Origin of the sequence: Oceanicoccus sp. (assembly GCF_029238675.1) — a bacterium.
GTDB lineage: Bacteria > Pseudomonadota > Gammaproteobacteria > Pseudomonadales > Dasaniaceae > Oceanicoccus.
The window spans coordinates 41,961-60,068 of the sequence record NZ_JAQWFR010000002.1 but is presented as its reverse complement, the minus strand read 5'-3'; the positions used below and the strand labels follow the sequence as shown (position 1 = coordinate 60,068).

Annotated in this window: 16 protein-coding genes and 1 pseudogene; 2 read left to right on the top strand and 15 right to left on the bottom strand. The window is 47.4% G+C overall.

The features are described from left to right. Positions 1–48: 48 nt before the first annotated feature. The 3 genes from P8H32_RS00510 to P8H32_RS00500 all read right to left on the bottom strand — a co-directional run bounded on the left by P8H32_RS00510 (position 49) and on the right by P8H32_RS00500 (position 3,175). Positions 49–384: a hypothetical protein gene (locus P8H32_RS00510; RefSeq protein ID WP_297291321.1), complete on the bottom strand. Its 336-nt coding sequence runs from the start codon at positions 382–384 to the stop codon at positions 49–51. Positions 385–539: 155 nt separating this feature from the next. Next, the gene (gene tsaB, locus P8H32_RS00505) at positions 540–1,238 is read right to left on the bottom strand and encodes a tRNA (adenosine(37)-N6)-threonylcarbamoyltransferase complex dimerization subunit type 1 TsaB (protein WP_301088182.1); all 699 of its coding nucleotides are present in this window, start codon (positions 1,236–1,238) and stop codon (positions 540–542) included. Further along, the gene (locus P8H32_RS00500; protein WP_301088181.1) at positions 1,235–3,175 is read right to left on the bottom strand and encodes an ATP-dependent DNA helicase; all 1,941 of its coding nucleotides are present in this window, start codon (positions 3,173–3,175) and stop codon (positions 1,235–1,237) included. Before P8H32_RS00500 ends, tsaB begins: the two co-directional genes overlap by 4 nt. A gap of 107 nt (positions 3,176–3,282) precedes the next feature. Between P8H32_RS00500 and mobA the strand changes: the two genes are divergently transcribed. Further along, positions 3,283–3,852 carry a molybdenum cofactor guanylyltransferase MobA gene (gene mobA / locus P8H32_RS00495; protein WP_297291324.1) on the top strand — a complete coding sequence of 190 codons (570 nt, stop codon included), beginning with the start codon at positions 3,283–3,285 and terminating at the stop codon, positions 3,850–3,852. A gap of 205 nt (positions 3,853–4,057) precedes the next feature. On the opposite strand, the pseudogene P8H32_RS00490 reads toward mobA, so the two are convergent. From P8H32_RS00490 to adk, 3 genes and pseudogenes are all read right to left on the bottom strand, one after another. Continuing rightward, positions 4,058–4,144: pseudogene (locus P8H32_RS00490) on the bottom strand (integration host factor); the annotation flags it as partial. A gap of 1,059 nt (positions 4,145–5,203) precedes the next feature. Then, positions 5,204–6,187, bottom strand: coding sequence for a ferrochelatase (hemH, locus tag P8H32_RS00485; RefSeq protein WP_301088180.1), 984 nt, complete (start codon positions 6,185–6,187; stop codon positions 5,204–5,206). Between the two features lie 179 nt (positions 6,188–6,366). Next, entirely contained in the window at positions 6,367–7,014 is a 648-nt protein-coding gene (gene adk / locus P8H32_RS00480; protein ID WP_297291327.1) for an adenylate kinase, read from the bottom strand. Between the two features lie 368 nt (positions 7,015–7,382). Here adk and P8H32_RS00475 point away from each other — a divergent pair, with 368 nt between their 5' ends. Next, complete coding sequence (locus P8H32_RS00475) at positions 7,383–7,733, top strand: type 1 pili tip component (protein ID WP_367279128.1); 351 nt, start codon at positions 7,383–7,385, stop codon at positions 7,731–7,733. A 71-nt stretch (positions 7,734–7,804) separates the two neighbouring features. Here the strand turns inward: P8H32_RS00475 and mazG are convergent, their stop codons facing one another. From mazG to lepA, 9 genes are all read right to left on the bottom strand, one after another. After that, on the bottom strand, positions 7,805–8,614 hold the full coding sequence (gene mazG, locus P8H32_RS00470; RefSeq protein WP_301088179.1) for a nucleoside triphosphate pyrophosphohydrolase: 810 nt from the start codon (positions 8,612–8,614) through the stop codon (positions 7,805–7,807). Further along, entirely contained in the window at positions 8,615–10,846 is a 2,232-nt protein-coding gene (gene relA, locus P8H32_RS00465) for a GTP diphosphokinase (protein ID WP_297291241.1), read from the bottom strand. Positions 10,847–10,934: 88 nt separating this feature from the next. Continuing rightward, positions 10,935–11,834, bottom strand: coding sequence for a cysteine synthase CysM (cysM, locus tag P8H32_RS00460; RefSeq protein ID WP_297291242.1), 900 nt, complete (start codon positions 11,832–11,834; stop codon positions 10,935–10,937). A gap of 391 nt (positions 11,835–12,225) precedes the next feature. Beyond that, entirely contained in the window at positions 12,226–12,942 is a 717-nt protein-coding gene (gene recO, locus P8H32_RS00455) for a DNA repair protein RecO (RefSeq protein WP_301088178.1), read from the bottom strand. 21 nt (positions 12,943–12,963) lie between these two features. Then, positions 12,964–13,869, bottom strand: a complete 906-nt coding sequence (era, locus tag P8H32_RS00450) for a GTPase Era (RefSeq protein ID WP_297291244.1) — start codon at positions 13,867–13,869, stop codon at positions 12,964–12,966. Positions 13,870–13,908: 39 nt separating this feature from the next. Next, a complete protein-coding gene (gene rnc, locus P8H32_RS00445) occupies positions 13,909–14,613 on the bottom strand; it encodes a ribonuclease III (protein ID WP_301088177.1) in 705 nt (234 codons plus the stop codon). Positions 14,614–14,647: 34 nt separating this feature from the next. Further along, entirely contained in the window at positions 14,648–15,040 is a 393-nt protein-coding gene (locus tag P8H32_RS00440) for a DUF4845 domain-containing protein (protein ID WP_297291246.1), read from the bottom strand. Between the two features lie 78 nt (positions 15,041–15,118). Continuing rightward, entirely contained in the window at positions 15,119–16,198 is a 1,080-nt protein-coding gene (lepB, locus tag P8H32_RS00435) for a signal peptidase I (protein WP_367279127.1), read from the bottom strand. A gap of 28 nt (positions 16,199–16,226) precedes the next feature. After that, on the bottom strand, positions 16,227–18,026 hold the full coding sequence (gene lepA, locus P8H32_RS00430; protein ID WP_301088176.1) for a translation elongation factor 4: 1,800 nt from the start codon (positions 18,024–18,026) through the stop codon (positions 16,227–16,229). Positions 18,027–18,108: the final 82 nt, after the last annotated feature.

Sequence of the window (18,108 nt, the reverse complement as noted above, 5' to 3'; positions counted from 1 at the left end):
GCTAATTCCTATCAGGGTATTTTAAAGGTTTGGTGACAAGGGCTGTGATCAGGCGAAGGTATCGACACCGACCAATTCGATGCCCAGTTGTTGCTCTGGAGAAGGACTGTTTTCAGCAAAGGTCTGTAAGGCTCGCTGGGTATTGAGAGGCAAGCCATCTTCTTGAGCTCGCTGGCGGGCCTGTACACCACTATTGGCATTGCTGGACTCGACACGCTGTTGCAGAAGTTCTTCACTGCGAGCCCTCAGTTCTTCTAAGGAGCTATTATCATCATTATTTCGGGCAGGGTCGCGTTGAACGTCTTTCTGCACACGCTCTGTAATATCAGGGCGCTGCGTCTGGGCAGGAGGCTGCGTAATAATGGGAAGACTGGATATTTGCACGCAATAGGCTCTGTATTCACTCTGTAAAATGCTGGCCCATTATAAGCAGACCAGGCCGCTTAGTGAATAGCCAATTTGGGGCTCTAATAAAACTCCATTATGAGAAGAACCGTCATTCCCGCGAAGGCGGGAATGACGTTGCTTTGAGGGGGGGGTTAAAGCGGTTGCTTTTGCCAGGCGACCTCGTCCCGCAGGTAAGTCGGTAAGGCCTCATCAGCCGTGCAGGTCTTACCTTGCTGATAATCCAGCCGTGCCAACTGGGCAATGGCCTTAGCGCTGGGTAACATCTCTGCATACCAGGCTTTAAAAACGCCTGTAGGGGTAATTCTGTCATGGTAGTGGTGACCGCTACCAACCGCTGTGGTATTCGCCCTATCAACACTATGACCATCTAACAGTTGCTCTGGTGCAGTTAGGCGTTCCTGGTCAATTAGCTCTATACCCTGCCCCGTGCTGTTATAAACGGCCCAGTAAATCTCATCCATACGGGCATCCAGAGTACTGACAATCGTAGAGCCACCGTGACCAGCATTCACAGCGGTTTGCGCCAGTGCGGCCAGAGTTGAGATTGGTACTACCGGTAAGTCAGCGCCAAAGGCCAAACCCTGCACCGCGCCAAGGCAAATTCTCAAACCGGTAAAAGAACCCGGGCCGCGACCGAAGGCAATGGCATCGAGTTGCTGCAAGCTTGTGCCAGTGTCCACCAATAATTGGTCTACCAGGGGCAACAAACGCTGGGTATGCTGACGGGGCGCAGCCTCGTTTTTTTCAGTGACCCGAATAATATCGCCGCCATCATCCAGCAAGGCAACTGAGCAGGCTTCAGTAGAACAATCCAGGGCTAACAATTTCATTCAGTCTCACCTGTGGTGATATCGTGTGGGTTTAAAAAAGGTTGCAGTGACTCCAGAGTGCTGACCTGCGCCATCGCTGGCAAGCTATTAATAAATACCTCGCCATAGGCTTTGCTACGTAATCGGGGGTCGGCGAGCATTATAACCCCCCGATCAGAAATGCGCCGCAATAGTCTGCCACAACCCTGCCGCAGGCGAATCACCGCATCCGGTAATGTGGTTTGTTCAAAACTGTTAATACCGTGGTGTTCCAATTCAGCACTGCGCAACTGCAGCAAAGCGTCTGTGGGTGGCACAAAAGGTAACTTATCAATAACAACGGCAGCCAAAGGAATACCGGATAAATCCAACCCCTCCCAGAAACTGCCAGTGCCTAACAGTACACCTGTGGGAGCCTCCTTAAAGCGCTTAATTAATCGGTAATTATCTGCTCCTCCTGATGGCATATCGACATTGCTTTGCTGCATAAACAGCGGGCAATCTATTTTAGCCTTTAATAAGCCCTGCCCCACGGCATTAAGGCTTTGGTAGCTGGTAAACAGGCATAACACCCGGCCCTTTACCGCTGCCAGCAAGGGGATTAATTGCTCCAGTAATTGCACACTATAATCCGGGTGATCTGGCAAGACGGTTAATTCCGGCATAAATAGCACCGCCTGCTGTTGATAATTGATGGCGCTTTCAAGCTGGTGGAATGCACAACGCTCAAGACCAAGGGATTGTAAAAAACGCTGGGCACTGCCAGCCACTGATAATGTTGCCGAAGTAAAGATCCAACTCCCCGAGGCCTCGGCAAACAGGCTTTTTACCGCTGGCGCTAAATCCCTGGGGATACTCTGGAGCATAAAGCTGTGTTTGCTACCCTGTAAACAACACAAACCTTCAGCCTCAGTGATTGCTTGTAAACTGGTATGCATTAGCTGGGATTTAACTAACATATCTGCTAAATCTTGATGTCGCTGTTTAAACGGCCGCAGATTTTTGTGCAAGCGCTGCAGGGCTGCGGCCAACTGATCAATAATCTGGCAATGCTGCTCCCGTATATAGGGATCCATCGAAGGTAGGTGGTTGGATAAATTCTCCAGCCCATGCTCAATCTGCTGGATAAAAGCCAGCAGCTGGCGTTGCTCTGGTGCATAAAGGCGCAGCGCTGAGGCGGTATCGCTTAAAAACTGTTTAAGCTGCCGGCTGGATAAACGGCGCCCGACAATATTTTGAGCAAAATCCGCAACGCGGTGGGCTTCATCAATAACCACGACGTCTGCTTCAGGTAACAGGTCACCCAGTTGTTCTCGTCGCATTACTGCATCGGTAAATAAAACACTGTGATTAACCACCACAATATCCGCATCCTGGGCTTTTTGCCGGGCCTTCATCAGTGGGCAGCGAGAATATTGCGGACACTCTTTGCCGAGGCAATCATCACGGCTGCTGGTCACATAACGACGCAGCGCAACGGGAAGTTCCGGAGCCAGGCTATCCAGCTCCCCGTTGCCGGTCTGACGAAAACGCTGTGCTAAATGCGACAAAGCCTGATGCTGCTTTTGCCCTAAAGCGGTATCGGCTTGCAGGTTTTTTTCCAGATAATAAGGACACAAATAATGATTGCGCCCCTGCAAGCAGGCAATGCGAATGTCACTACCTAAAATTTGCTGAATTCGGGGAATATCCTGGCGATAGAGTTGCTGCTGCAAATAACGACTAGCGGTAGAAATAATCGCCTTCTGCCCTTTGGCAATAACCGGTGTGAGGTAAGCAATGGTCTTACCTGAACCTGAAGCCGCTTCAATAACGACGGACTCTTTTGCTGCAATCGCCGCTTCAACCAGCCCAGCCATCTGCAATTGACCCGATCTTGGACTGAACGCTGGCCAGAACTGCGCGAATAAACCGTCGGTAGCGAGCAAGTCGGCGCTGGATGTGGAACTCGGGGGCATTATTGTTTTTCTTCACTTTTTTTACGGATTTTCCACCACCTTAGCTCAAAGCTGTGAGTATAATCACTGCCAATTCTATCCATAATCCTTAAGGAAAAATAAGCGGCGTGAAAAACAGAGTTAGCGCGGTAATTTTAGCCGGTGGCCAAAGCTGCCGGTTTGATTATGATGACAAGGGCTTGCTTGAATGGCAAGGCATGGCGCTGGTCCAGCATGTGATTTCCCGTTTAGAGCCACAAACAGACCAGCTGATTATTAACAGCAATCAAAACCTCGATGCCTATCGAGGTTTTGGCTATGAAATCTGTAGCGACCAACAGGATGGTTTTCAAGGCCCGCTGGCGGGTATTCAAGCCGCCCTGCCCCTGGCCGAGTATGAATGGGTTCTGGTTAGCCCCTGCGACACCCCTTTACTGCCAAACAATCTGGTGGAGCGGTTACTAACAGTATTGCTTGATCAAGATGCGGATATTGCCTATCCGGTATGTGATGGACGCCAACATTATTTGCCAGTATTACTAAAAGCCAGCCTATTACCTTCCATTAACCAATACCTTGCCGGCGAACAGCGTAGTATGAAAGGCTGGTATCGTCATGAAAACTGTATTGCTGTGCCGTTTTCAACCTCTCCTGAGGTGTTCAGTAACTTTAATAACCGTGAAGACCTGCTGAGCTGAGGTTTTAGGCATAAAAAAACCGCCAACGGCTAACCATTGGCGGTTTTTTAGTTCGAGAAAGTCGAACTAGACGATACAGCGATTACTTCTTCTTCGCTTTACGCTTAGCTGGCTTTTTCTTGGCTGCTTTTTTCTTAGGTGCTGCCTTTTTCTTCTTGGGAGCGGCCTTTTTCTTAGCTACTGCCTTTTTCTTCTTAGGTGCTGCTTTTTTCTTAGCTACCTTCTTTTTAGCCTTTTTGGCTGCTGGCTTTTTCTTAGCGGCCTTTTTCTTAGGAGCGGCTTTCTTTTTGCTGGCTTTTTTAGCTTTGGCAGCGGCTTTTTTAGCAGCGGCTTTCGCTTTGGCGGCAGCCTTCTTCTCTGCAGCTTTAGCCTTGGCAGCAGCTTTGGCGGCAGCTTTCTTAACAGCAGCAGCGGCCTTCTTCTCAGCAGCAGCTACTTTAGCAGCAGCTTTCTTGGCGTCAGCTTTAGCTTTAGCCATCATTTTCTTTTCTGCAGCCTTTAACTTCTTGGCATTGGCAGCGGCGCGCTTGGCACTCCACTTAGCAGCAAATGCAGCAGTTGCTTTAGCCAGAGCTGCTTCATCGGCAACAGCTTGAGCTGCAGCACGGGCCGCAACCTTATCTTTTACCGCTGCCTGAGCCGCTTTGGCCTTGGCTGCAGCAGAAGCTTTAGATACACGTAAGTTAGCCGCTGTTAGCTTGCCACGTAGGGCTGCTACTTTAGCACCTGATTTGGAAGCCGCTGCGCTAGCGCGCTTGGTAGCGTTCTTGTCAGCAGCTTTCTTAGACTTGGCAGACTTTTTCTTAGCAGCCGCAGCCTTTTTCTTAAGACCTGCTTGTGATTTCTTTTCAGCAGCAATGGATTTCTGAAGTTTGGCTAGTGCCGCTTCAGCTTTTGCTACCGCCGGTGCTGTAACAGCCTTCTTAGTCGGTGCCTTCTTGGCCACCTTCTTTTTAGCTGGTGCTTTCTTTTTAGCTTTTGCTTTCGCCATTAGGGTTCTCCTCAAAGTGGCCAGGTAGTGCTACCGCGGTTCCTTATGTAGAGACTACTTTACAGTGACTGCACTGCTACAAATAAGAAAACTAACACTGATTATTAAAAAATCATTTAATTTTTAGACCAAAAACCAGAAATAAAAAAGGTTTTTTGCGACTTTAAGTGATTTTTTTGAGATTTTTGTATCATTTTTTAAAAAAAACGGACATTTTTGAGAAAAACGGCACTATTTTAAAATTTTTCGCAAAAAACTATAGAAAGGATATTTTTGTGTGAAGTTTGTGTGAAGAGTGGAAGAAAAAATGAAAATCGATAGTAATTTTAGTTTTTTACCCTCGATTTTCATTTCAGGGAATCATTTGGGTAAGTATTTATCTGCAAGGGCTGCCATCATGGCAATATGCTGGTCGTTTTCATTTAAGCAGGGAATCAAATTAAAAACTTCACCGCCGCATTCCATAAAATATTCTCGGTTTTCGTCTTCAATTTCCTCCAGTGTCTCCAGGCAATCGGCGGCAAATGCGGGGCAAACTACATCAACATGCTTTATTTTTTCTTTGCCCCAGGCTTTTAAGGTCTCGCTGGTGTAGGGAGACAGCCATTTGGAAAAACCCAAACGGGATTGAAAACTGATACTCCACTCCTCTTTTTGCAGCTCAAGGGCCTCCGCTAATAAATTCGCGGTCGCCAAACACTGTTGGTGGTAAGGGTCGCCGGCATCACTGTAGCTTTGTGGAATACTGTGGAAAGACATTAATAATTTATCGGGCTTGCCGGTGGCCTGCCATTGCTGGCGAATCGTGCTAGCTAAAGCGGCTATATAGAGAGGATGATCAAAATACTGTTTAATCACATGTATCTGCGGAATATTGCGACGGCGTTGGTTAATCTGGCTGATTTGGTCATAGATACTACCGGTAGTCGTGGCAGAAAACTGGGGATAGAGTGGCAGCACTAAAATATGTTCAAAACCGCCCTGCTCTAACTCTTGCACTTTGTCCGCTAAAGATGGCCCCGAGTACGTCATGGCATAGTGAGCTTCTGGCACAGTTTCGGCATTGGCATAATGTTGATTAAATAGCTGTTGCAGTTTACTGGCTTGCCCTCGGGTAATTTTGCGTAACGGTGATTCATCGCCTGCCCAAATATTTTGGTAGGCTTTGGTGACACTGGGCACACGAAAGGTAAGAATAATCAGGTAAAGAATAACCATCCATATCACTCTGGGGACCTCAACAACACGACGATCACTCAGGAATTCTTTTAAAAAAGCCCTGACTGCTTTTTTAGTCGGTTCCGTGGGCGTTCCCAGGTTCATTATCACTACGGCTGATTTCATGCTTTTGTTCATCTCTTTAGAGGTTTTAATAAAGCCAGGTACTTTTACGCCATTCAGGCTTTAATGGATTGGAAAATTATAATCGATTTAGCGCCAACAGGTTAGTCGCGCCTCTTTCCTGCGGGCAAAATAAAAGCCTCACTGGGAGGCCTTTGTCAGAAAACAGGTGTTAACAGTCTTTAGGCATCTAGTGCGGCATAGACTTTACCGCGAATATCATCCACTGAGCCAGTACCTTCTACCGCACGGTAGTTAGGACCGTCAGTATTGGCCAATGTCTGGTAAAAACCAACCAGAGGCTTGGTTTGATCATGGTAAACATTTAAACGGTGACGAACGGTTTCTTCTTTATCATCTTCCCGTTGCAATAAGGTATCACCGGTTTCGTCATCAATACCTTCCTGCCTGGGTGGATTGAATACAACATGGTAAACACGGCCTGAGGCTTCGTGTACACGACGACCACTCATACGGGTGACAATTTCTTCGTCATCAACAGAAATTTCTAATACGGTATCAATGGGTACACCAGCGGCTTGAAGGGCTTCAGCCTGGGGTATGGTTCTTGGGAAACCATCAAACAGGAAGCCATTGGCACAGTCCGCTTCGGCGATACGTTCTTTGACAATACCTATAATGATCTCATCTGAAACCAGGCCACCTGAATCCATGACCGCTTTTACCTGAAGTCCCATTTCTGTTTCGGCTTTTACCGCTGCACGCAGCATATCTCCAGTAGAAATCTGCGGAATACCGTACTTCTCGCAAATAAATTGTGCCTGTGTACCTTTGCCGGCACCTGGAGGACCTAACAAAATAATGCGCATATAGCATGCTCCTAACAAAAACGAATTTTGGATGCTGGTTTATGTTCGCATAAACGAGCCACACACCCTTAAGTGGCGGAACACAATACACAGGTCGCTGGCTAAGCTCAAGCTATAGGCGGTCATATTGGTTATTGAAGGTATAAATGGCGCTTGGGTTTAAAACTTAATCCTTTAATATCAATAACTTACCTAGATTCCAAGTCAGCAGACACCAGCTTTTGAGCAGCGAGTCCGCTACCTCATTGATACCTATTCACAGACTGATTGTGATAAGCCGCAAAAGTAACATGATTTATTCAGCAGCCTTGATGCAATGCTTCTATTATTAGATTAATAGGTACGACAATCAGCATGGAAAAACCATTATGAGTAGTATGAAGGTTAAAGAATTACTTCAATTGTGGGAAACAACCGCCAGCGGCCAATTGACCTGTGAACAGCAGAGTATTCGCTTGCCGGTTGAGGACGCAGCAAAGTTACAAGCCCTGGCTGAAATGTATCCTCGGCGCTCGGTCACCGAGATTATCACGGATCTTTTATCAGTGGCGTTGGATGATGTTGAATCCAGCATGCCCTATGTCAGTGGTAAGAGAGTGGTGGCCAGGGATGAGGAAGGTGACCCTTTGTTTGAGGATGTTGGGCCCACGCCGAAGTACTTATCGCTCACTAAGAAGCATTTAAACGATTATTTATTAGCGCAAAAAGAGTCGCACTAATTTTCTGTCATTCCCGCGAAGGCGGGAATCTACAGTGCTGGATTCCCGCCTTCGCGGGAATGACGGATTGATTACAACCCTTTTGCCTTGGCTTCATCCCACAGCGTATCCATTTCCGCTAGGGAGCTCTGCTCTGCTGTGGTTCCCCTACTCTGCAACACACTCTCAATATATTGAAAGCGATTTTCAAATTTCTTATTGGTCGCTCGCAGCGATGATTCGGCGTCGACCTTTAAATGACGAGACAGATTAACCACAGAAAATAAAACATCACCCATTTCGGCTTCGATCTGCTGCTGTGATTGTTGTTCACGGGCTTCAATTAACTCATCGACTTCTTCTTTAAGCTTGGCTAACACTCCGTCGATATTATCCCAATCAAAACCGGTTTGGGCCGCTCGCTTTTGTAATTTGGTGGCACGGATTAATGCGGGGAAAGCACTGGGTACATCATCGAGCACGCTTTGCTGCTGTTTGCCTTCTCGCTCCGCAGTCTTAATGGTTTCCCAGGTCTGTTTGATTGCTTCAGTATCTTTGGTTTGTTCGCCAACCCGGCTTTGCAGGGTACCGTCGGGAAACACATGGGGATGACGGCGAACCAGCTTGGCAACCAAGTTAGAGATAACCGAAGCAAAATCAAAGCTGCCTTGCTCCTTGCCTAGCTGGGAATAAAACACCACTTGAAATAACACATCGCCCAGTTCTTCATGGATATGTTGCATATCACCTTGTTCAATCGCGTCGGCCAGCTCATAACTTTCTTCAATGGTATGGGGCACGATGGTGCTAAAGTCCTGCACACGGTCCCAGGGACAGCCATCTTTTGGGTCACGCAAGCGGCTCATCAGATAGAGCAAATCATCCAGGGTGTAATCTGCCACCTAGCTGCCCTCTCTAACCCGTTCAGCCGATAACACATTGGGTAAGCGGGTGATTTTTGCCAGCAGGTTACCTAATGCTTCTAAGCCGGTAATCTCTACTGTTAGCCGCATGGTGGCGGTATGGGTTTGCTTATCCGACAAGGTATTAACCGCAACCACATCAATCCGTGCATTGGCTAACATGGTGGTGATATCACGCAACAAACCACTGCGGTCATAGGCTTTGATTGCGATCTCAACCGGGTAAGTATCCTGGGGGGCATCCCCCCAGCTGACTTCAATAATTCTATCGGGTTCCGTATGTTGCAGCTGTAGAACATTGGCACAATCCTGGCGATGGACACTGACGCCGCGGCCCAAAGTCACGTAACCTATGATGACATCACCGGGTAATGGCTTACAGCAGTTGGCAAATTGCGTCAGCATATTACCCACACCGCGCACGTTAATATCGTCATGGTTTGGTTTAGCGGGTTTGCCTTTAACAGGTACCAGTTCTGGTTCCTGCTCAGGAGTATCATCAAACAACTGCTGGGTGACGCTGACGATTTGGGCTGCTGTTATATCTCCAGCCCCTACTGAGGCATACATATCATCAACCGCCTGATAGCCAAAGTAGGTTGAAATGCTTTTATAATCGAGACTGCTGACCGCCAAGCGCTTAAATATTTTCTCAATGAAAGCGCGGCCCGCGGCAACATTGTCTTCTCGCGCCTGCTGTTTAAACCAGTGCTGAACCTTGGCTCTGGCTCGGGTGGATTTTAAATAACCCAGGCTGGTCTGTAACCAGTCCCTGCGGGGAGCATTTTCTTTGCCCGTTAAAATTTCTACCTGCTCGCCGGTCCGTAATTGGTAAGTCAATTGCACAATACGGCCATTGACTTTGGCACCGCGGCAACGGTGACCCACTTCGGTGTGAATATGGTAGGCAAAGTCCAGCGGTGTGGAACCCTGGGCTAAATTCACCACATGACCTTCGGGGGTAAAAACATAGACTCTATCTTGCGCCCGCGAAAAATGTTCCATCACTTCGGTAACGCCGCTGTCGGTTTCTTCCTGCCAATCCAGCACCTGCCTTAGCCAGGCAATTTTATCTTCGTAGCTATTGCCGCCCTGGTTATCACTGCCTTTATAGCGCCAATGGGCACATACCCCGAACTCCGCTTCTTCATGCATGTTGAAGGTACGGATTTGTATTTCTAACACTTTACCTTCGGGGCCGATAACTGCGGTGTGTAAGGAGCGATAGCCATTGTCTTTGGGGTTGGCGATATAGTCATCAAACTCGTTGGGGATATTACGCCAAAGGCCGTGCACTAAACCCAGTACGGCATAGCAATCTTTGATTTCAGGCACCAGGATACGCACCGCGCGAATATCATAGACCTGCGAAAAACCAATGCCCTTGCGCTGCATTTTGCGCCAGATGCTGTAGATATGTTTTGCCCTGCCAGTTAATTCTCCCTCAATATTCTGGCCTTTTAGCACTTCATTTAAAGAGCTGATCACTTCTTCGATATAGCTCTGCCGGTAGAGTCTTTTTTCATCCAGCAGTTTGGCAATTTTTTTGTAGGCCACGGGTTGCAGGTAGCGGAAAGATAAGTCTTCCAGCTCCCATTTAATATGACCGATACCCAAACGGTGAGCCAGCGGTGCATAGACATCATGCACTTCCCTGGCCACCCGATAGCGCTTGGCGGGATTGTTTTTGACGATACGAATTGCACAGGTACGCTCTGATAGTTTGATCAGTGCCACCCGCACATCATCCACCAGCGCCACTAACATTTTACGTATATTGTCTTTTTGTGCTTCGGCTTGGCCGAGCACAGGGCTATCGCTGGAGACTACACGGCTCATAGCTGCCATCCGCATAACCCCTTTGATCATGCGAACGATATCTTCGCCGAATTGTTTTTCGACAGCCTCGAGGGAAAGTTTTTCTTCACGCACAGCGCGATATAAAATCGCCGCAATCAGGGTGGGTTGATCAAGGCGCAGGTCAGCAAGGATTTCGGCCATCTCCAGGCCAATACGGAAACTGCTGGTGGTTTCATCCCAGGCCTTATCGGAAACAGCAATGGCCTGTTGCTCGGCTTGGTAGCTGACTTCACTGGCGGTTTTTAATAGCTGGGTGTCAAAGCCTGCATCAACAGGCAGCCGCTCGAGCCACTGCTCGATATCGACTGAACCGTCCGCCTTTTCAGGCTGTTGTTTACGAACTGTAACCACTGCTTTTACTATCCTTCTACCGGTCAAGCCTGACGCAGTTGAGCAATGTCATCTCAAACGGCGGTTAATAACACTATCGACGGGTTAGTTAGTTAAGTGCTGAATCAAACACTCCAGTTGATAAGTAGCGGTCGCCACGGTCGCAAATAATCGCCACAATAACGGCATTTTCAACTTGAGCTGAGATTTGTAAAGCCCCTACCACAGCACCACCGGAGGAGACGCCACAAAAGATACCCTCTTCCGCAGCCAATCTCTTCATTGTTTGTTCTGCCAGTTGTTGGTCAATATCCAATACGGTATCAACTCTGGCGCTATCAAAAATACTCGGCAAATATTCTTCCGGCCAGCGACGAATACCGGGAATACTGGAACCGTCTTGAGGCTGTAGGCCTACGATCTCGATATCAGGATTTTGTTCCTTTAAATAACGAGAAACCCCCATGATGGTACCGGTGGTACCCATTGAACTGACAAAGTGGGTAATTTTCTGCTCACTTTGGCGCCAAATTTCCGGGCCAGTGCCCTCATAATGGGCAATAGGGTTATCACTATTGGCAAATTGGTCCAATACAATGCCTTTGCCTTTACGTTGCATATCTAATGCCAGATCACGGGCCCCTTCCATACCAGATTGCTGGGAGACCTCTATCAACTCAGCACCATAGGCCGCCATCGCCAATTTACGCTCCATGCTCATATGGCTGGGCATAATCAGGGTCATTTTATAGCCTTTAATAGCCGCCGCCATCGCCAGCGCAATACCGGTGTTGCCACTGGTGGCTTCAATCAGGGTGTCGCCCGGCTTGATATCACCGCGGGCCTCTGCCCGACTAATCATGCTTAATGCTGGCCGATCCTTCACAGAACCCGCAGGATTATTGCCTTCCAGCTTTAATAGAATGGTATTACTGGTATCGCCCGCTAACCGCTGCAAGCGCACCAAAGGTGTTGACCCTACATAATCTTCAATGGTCGGAAAAGCCATAACTCACTAAAACCTGATCAAAAAACGAACTGCTTTGGGCGTATTTTACAACCCCGAAATTGAGGGGTGATCATACACTGACGTTGGGCCAGGGACTAGTTGGATATGTGGGGCTAAGGAAGGTGATTTGGGCTAGTAGATGGGGTAGGAACGAGCTGTGGTGGGTAGGCCTCCCTGCATTTTGACGGTCCCAGAACCCTCTACTTACGTCACGTTTACGCTTTCTTTCCTATACGTCATTCCCGCGCAGGCGGGAATCCAGCGCTGTAGATTTCCGCTTTAGCGGAGATAACAGCATAAGCATGCAGTCTGGATTCCCGCCTGCGCGGGAATGACGGTTCTTTTTTGGGGTTTACGGCCTCGTTTAGTTTTGGCCCTCAAATTACCTCACTCACTCCGGTGTAAAACCAAACAACTCACGACTTCGTAACGGTTTGTTACCCAGATGAGACTGCAACGCCTGGCGGCAAAGTAATTTTGCAGCACGGCGAGACTGCTCAGTAAATTCACCACTGGCTATAGCCAAAATATCCTCACCTTTGAATAGGTTTGGTGCCATAGGTGCACCCTGCTCAAGCTGGACAAAACCGCGGTCAGGGTAAAAGCGATAGTGTTGTTCGGGCTTTAAGGCTTCGCCGCTTTCTATATCTGCTGATAAATCAAAACCGTAACCTAATTCAGATAGCAGGTTTAACTCAAAATGCCTGAGTACCACATCGATAGCGTCGCTATCTAATAAACTGTTGGTGACCCATTCATACAGGGTGTAAATTTCGCTGTGTTGCTCGTCGGCCTGTAATAAGCGGCTTAGTAATTCGTTCACATATAGGCCGCTAAATAATCGTTTGCCTTGCAAGGCTATAGGCATGCCTCGGCTTTCAAATTGGGTGATGGTTTTTAATTCGCTTTTGCCACTCCAGCTAATGAATAGTGAGACGAAAGGCTGGAGGAGGCTGCGGCGTTGCTTGGCGCTTTTGCTATTAGAGCGCACGCCTTTAACAACACCACTTACCCTGCCGTAATCAGGGGTTAGGAAGTCGACAATTAAACTGCTATCGCGATAGTTGCGGGTATGAAGGATATACGCTGGCTGGGATTCAATACGCATAAAGTCTATTAATTGAGGAGGCTAATCAAAATCGTTATAGCCAAGACTCTGTAATGCACGCTCATCGTCAGACCAACCGGATTTTACTTTGACCCAAAGTTTCAGCATCACTTTACGGTCAAACATTTTTTCCATATCGATGCGGGCTTCCTGACCGATTAATTTCAGGCGGCTACCTTTATTGCCAATCACAATACGCTTTTGCCCTTCCCGCTCTACCAAAATCAAAGCGTGGATATGCAGGCTTTTACCACTGTCTTTAAAGTCTTCAATCTCAACGGTCATCGCATAAGGAATTTCTTCACCCAGCTGACGCATAATTTTTTCCCTGACCATTTCTGCCGCCATAAAGCGAGAGCTGCGGTCAGTGACCTGGTCTTCAGGATAAAAATGAATTTCCTGGGGCAAGCGCTGGTTGATGCCCGTTTCAAGGCTATCGAGATTAGTGCCATTTAATGCTGATAATGGGACAATCTCGGCAAAGTCCATTTTTTCATTACACTCGTCAAGAAAGGGTAATAGTTTGGATTTATCTTTTATCTGGTCGACTTTATTGATGGCCAGAATCACCGGGCAATCTGCGCGCTTAACCTGCTCTAAGACCCACTCGTCTTCTTCAGTCCATAAACCACGCTCCACCACAAAGACCACGACATCCACATCGCTAATGGTAGAACTGGCTGCACGGTTCATATAACGGTTAATCGCTTTATCGGACTCGCTGCCCTTATGGATACCCGGTGTATCAACATAAATAGCTTGGGTATCACCCTCCGTTTTTATGCCTAACAAACGGTGCCGTGTTGTTTGCGGCTTACGGGAAGTAATACTGATTTTTTGCCCAAGGATATGATTAAGCAAGGTCGATTTACCGACATTAGGCCGGCCGACAATGGCTACATATCCACAGCGTGTTTGTTCTGTCATAAGCATTCTGTATAAGTTAAGGGTACGGCTATTTGCTATCTATTGGCTATGTTGTCGGCTATGTTGCTGCAATAGCTCGAGTGCAGCCTGGGCCGCTATTTGTTCCGCCTCACGGCGAGTACTGGCCACACCTTGAAAGCCCTGTTTCAGGTGTTCGATTTGGCATTCTACTGTAAATTGCTGCTGGTGATCACTACCGGTGATGGTAAGCAGTTTATAATGAGGCAGTGATTGCTTTCTGGACTGCAATAATTCCTGCAGGCTGGTCTTGGCGTCTTTAACCGTACCTTGAATAGTCATCGACTCTAGCCGTGATTGATACCAGCGCACCACATGCTCACGACAGACATCCATTCCTGCATCAAGGAACATGGCGCCAATTAAGGCTTCCACCGTATCAGCCAGGATCGACTCACGGCGATGACCGCCACTCTTCATCTCCCCGGGACCTAAACGTAGAAAATCCCCCAGTTCAAATTCCAGGGCAATTTCAGCCAGGGTTTTACCCTTGACCAGTTGTGCTCGCATACGGCTAAGGTCGCCTTCACGGCAATCAGGGAACTGTTTATACAGCGCTTCAGCCATGAGGTAATTAACAATAGAGTCACCTAAAAACTCCAAACGCTCATTATTTTTTGCGCCGACACTGCGGTGACTCAGGGCGAGCTCAACCAAAGACGTGTCGGTAAACGGGTGGCCTAAACGGCGAATCAGGATATCAATATTGGGGGAATTATCAGCCACTTAAAGGAATGTACTCAAGGTCGTTGTTGTTAGCTTAGTTGTTGTTAGCATAGTCGGTTTTAAAGTCATAAACCAAATCATCAAATCGCACCACAACATCAATGTTAGATATAAATGGCAAGCGTTTCTCATAATTGGCATTGATAATGGTTTTGCCCTTATTACGTTTAATCGAAACGGCTTTGGCATTGGTGTCATCAACCATATTCATGTCAAAAGACTTGCCAAGCTTTCTTCTGATTTCACCGGTAGACTTGCCGTCAAAATCGCCCTCTTCAATAGCTTGCTCTATCGTCTTGGCAATGGATTGATGCTCCATATAAACCGGTATTAATTTTATCGCGCAGGTAAAAACAAAAGCGCCTACGATCACAAATCCAAGAAGTCCCATCGCGGTCCAGCCGCCCTGATGATTTCTAGTGTTCATGTCTGGTATTCCCCGTTCGTCCAATTGTCACTTTAGTCTAGCGCTTTTTGCTATTTTTGCTCGGTATAAGTCGACAATTTACTGAATTGCCCCCATACGGCTAAACGTAGGAATATCACCAAAGGTGGGCCAGTGCAGCCAAATGGCAAAGGCTTTACCCACAATACGTTCTTCAGGTACCTGTCCCCAGGAACGACTGTCGGCACTGTTATCGCGATTATCGCCCATCATCCAATAGTGGCCGGGCTTTACCGTAATTGAAAAATCGCCCTGCTGATTGGTAATCGGGGTAATGGTATTGCTGCGTAGCGAGCTATGGGCCAAATGTTCCACGCCAGTCAGGTTTTCGCTAAACATACGTACTTGGGGATTAAGAGGCGGCAATTCTGCCAACAAGGTTTGCTCCATAACCTTGCCATTAATCGACAGCACTTTATTTTTATAGGTAATTTGGTCTCCCGGTAGACCGATTACACGCTTAATAAAATAAATATCTTTATGGGGCGGGAAAAACACCATGGAGTCGCCACGCTCAGGCTCGCCCACTTCAACAACCTTGGTACCCACAACAGGTAAACGCAATCCGTAGGTATATTTGTTCACTAAAATATAATCACCTACCAGCAAGGTAGGAACCATTGAGCCCGATGGAATTTGAAAAGGCTCAACCACAAAGGAACGTAACACCAGTACAAAAGCTAATACAGGGAAAAATGATTTAGCATATTCACCCACTACCATATCTTCGCCAAAATACAGTGACAATGACTCGCGCTGCTCCTGAGTATATTTTGCCAGATAGTCAGCAACCGCTTTGGATTCTACATAGGCTTTTCTGGCGCCGGCAAAAATCAGTTTATCCAAACCGACAATCACACCCGACAAAAAGGTCAGCATCACTAACACAAAAGCAAAGTCGCCATCTTTAATTAATACCACGGAGGCTGCCCACGCAATCCAAATAGCCGCAGTAAATTTAAATAGCGTCTCATTCCAACCGGGGTTGGTATCCGCCTGCAATTGCTCAGCAGGAATCTGCTGGCCTGAAACGATTAACTCATTCAGTTTTTGCTGTTGCTGGGGGCGGGCCATTTTTTCCTGCACAAACCAGATCACCAGTGAGAGAAGGGAAATAGTAATTAAAATTGTATCGACCATTTAAGAGTTCCGTTAAATTATATTTAATTTAGCTATCCATTTTTAATACGGCTAAAAAAGCACTCTGTGGTATTTCAACACTACCCACCTGCTTCATGCGCTTTTTACCCGCTTTTTGCTTTTCCAGCAGCTTACGCTTACGGGAAACATCGCCACCATAACATTTAGCGGTTACATTTTTACGTAAAGCTTTTACCGTCTGCCTTGCTACAACCTGGCCACCAATAGCAGCCTGTATGGCCACATCAAACATTTGACGGTGGATTAATTCTTTCATTTTTTCAGTCAGGCCACGACCTTTAGATTGGGCATGATCGCGGTGTACGATCATGGCAAGGGCGTCCACTCTATCACCATTGATCAATACATCCAGTCGCACCAGATTGGCCACCTGGAAACGGTCAAAACTGTAATCCAACGACGCATAACCACGACTCACTGATTTTAGTCTATCAAAGAAATCCATCACTACTTCGTTCATGGGAATTTCATAGCTCAGTGACACCTGATGACCGAGGAATTGCATATCTTTTTGTACACCGCGCTTTTCAACACAGAGTGAGATCACATTACCCAGATAATCCTGTGGTACTAGAATGTTTACATCGGCGATTGGCTCGCGGATTTCGTTGATCACGCCAATATCGGGCAGCGCGGAAGGGTTATCAACCATCACGATATCGCCGTTATTTTTTTCTACTTCGTAAATCACCGTTGGCGCGGTGGTAATCAGGTCGAGATTATATTCGCGCTCCAAACGCTCCTGAATAATCTCCATATGCAGCATGCCAAGGAAGCCAATGCGGAAACCAAAGCCCAATGCGTCTGAGCTTTCTGGCTCGTAAAATAAAGAGGCATCATTCAAGGTTAGCTTTGCCAGCGCATCACGAAAATCTTCATAGTCGTCAGAAGATACCGTAAACATGCCCGCGTAGACCTGCGGTTTAATGGTTTGGAAACCAGGCAACTGTTCAACTTCGGGGGTTTTAGCATGAGTGATGGTGTCACCCACGGGTGCACCGTGAATATCTTTAATACCGGCAACAACAAAACCTACTTCACCGGCTTTTAGGCAACCGGTCTCTTTACGTTTTGGCGTAAAGATACCCACGCTATCAACAATATGTTGTTTGCCCTGGGATTTCATAATGATTTTATCGCCCTTATTGAGCTCACCGTGTTTGACCCTTACCAGAGAGACAACCCCTAAGTAGTTATCAAACCAGGAATCGATAATCAGTGCCTGAAGGTCACCATCCACATTACCCTCTGGCGGCGGAATGAGTTCAACCAACTGTTCCAGTAATTCTTCCAGACCCATACCGGATTTGGCACTGACCGGGATTGCATCGGTTGCATCCAGACCGATAATTTCTTCAATCTCTTTTTTAACATTCTCGGGCTCGGCCTGAGGCAAATCCATTTTGTTCAGAACCGGTAATACTTCCAAACCCTGCTCTATCGCGGTATAGCAATTAGCCACTGATTGCGCCTCTACACCCTGGGCAGCATCAACCACTAGCAAAGCACCTTCACAGGCCGCTAGCGAGCGGGAAACTTCATAGGAGAAATCCACATGCCCCGGGGTGTCGATAAAGTTGAACTGATAGGTTTTACCATCCTGGGCGTTATAGTTCAGCGTCACGCTTTGGGCTTTGATGGTTATGCCCCGCTCCCGCTCGATATCCATGGAATCGAGTACCTGCTCATCCATTTCACGGGCGCTCAAACCGCCACAGATTTGAATAAACCGATCGGCAAGGGTCGATTTACCATGGTCAATATGGGCAATAATGGAAAAATTACGAATTAAATCTAAATCACTCACTAACTAATACACCGCTGGGACAAGAATAGGCAAGCGCGCGATTTTACAGCAAAGCCACTTTCGGTGCTATCTTTCGGTGCTA

Bases quoted from the DNA above. Each gene is read 5' to 3' on its own strand.
- tsaB (WP_301088182.1), bottom strand. From the start codon at position 1,238: ATGAAATTGTTAGCCCTGGATTGTTCTACTGAAGCCTGCTCAGTTGCC.
- P8H32_RS00500 (WP_301088181.1), bottom strand. From the start codon at position 3,175: ATGCCCCCGAGTTCCACATCCAGCGCCGACTTGCTCGCTACCGACGGT.
- hemH (WP_301088180.1), bottom strand. From the start codon at position 6,187: ATGAAATCAGCCGTAGTGATAATGAACCTGGGAACGCCCACGGAACCG.
- adk (WP_297291327.1), bottom strand. From the start codon at position 7,014: ATGCGCATTATTTTGTTAGGTCCTCCAGGTGCCGGCAAAGGTACACAG.
- P8H32_RS00475 (WP_367279128.1), top strand. From the start codon at position 7,383: ATGAGTAGTATGAAGGTTAAAGAATTACTTCAATTGTGGGAAACAACC.
- cysM (WP_297291242.1), bottom strand. From the start codon at position 11,834: ATGGCTTTTCCGACCATTGAAGATTATGTAGGGTCAACACCTTTGGTG.
- recO (WP_301088178.1), bottom strand. From the start codon at position 12,942: ATGCGTATTGAATCCCAGCCAGCGTATATCCTTCATACCCGCAACTAT.
- era (WP_297291244.1), bottom strand. From the start codon at position 13,869: ATGACAGAACAAACACGCTGTGGATATGTAGCCATTGTCGGCCGGCCT.
- P8H32_RS00440 (WP_297291246.1), bottom strand. From the start codon at position 15,040: ATGAACACTAGAAATCATCAGGGCGGCTGGACCGCGATGGGACTTCTT.
- lepB (WP_367279127.1), bottom strand. From the start codon at position 16,198: ATGGTCGATACAATTTTAATTACTATTTCCCTTCTCTCACTGGTGATC.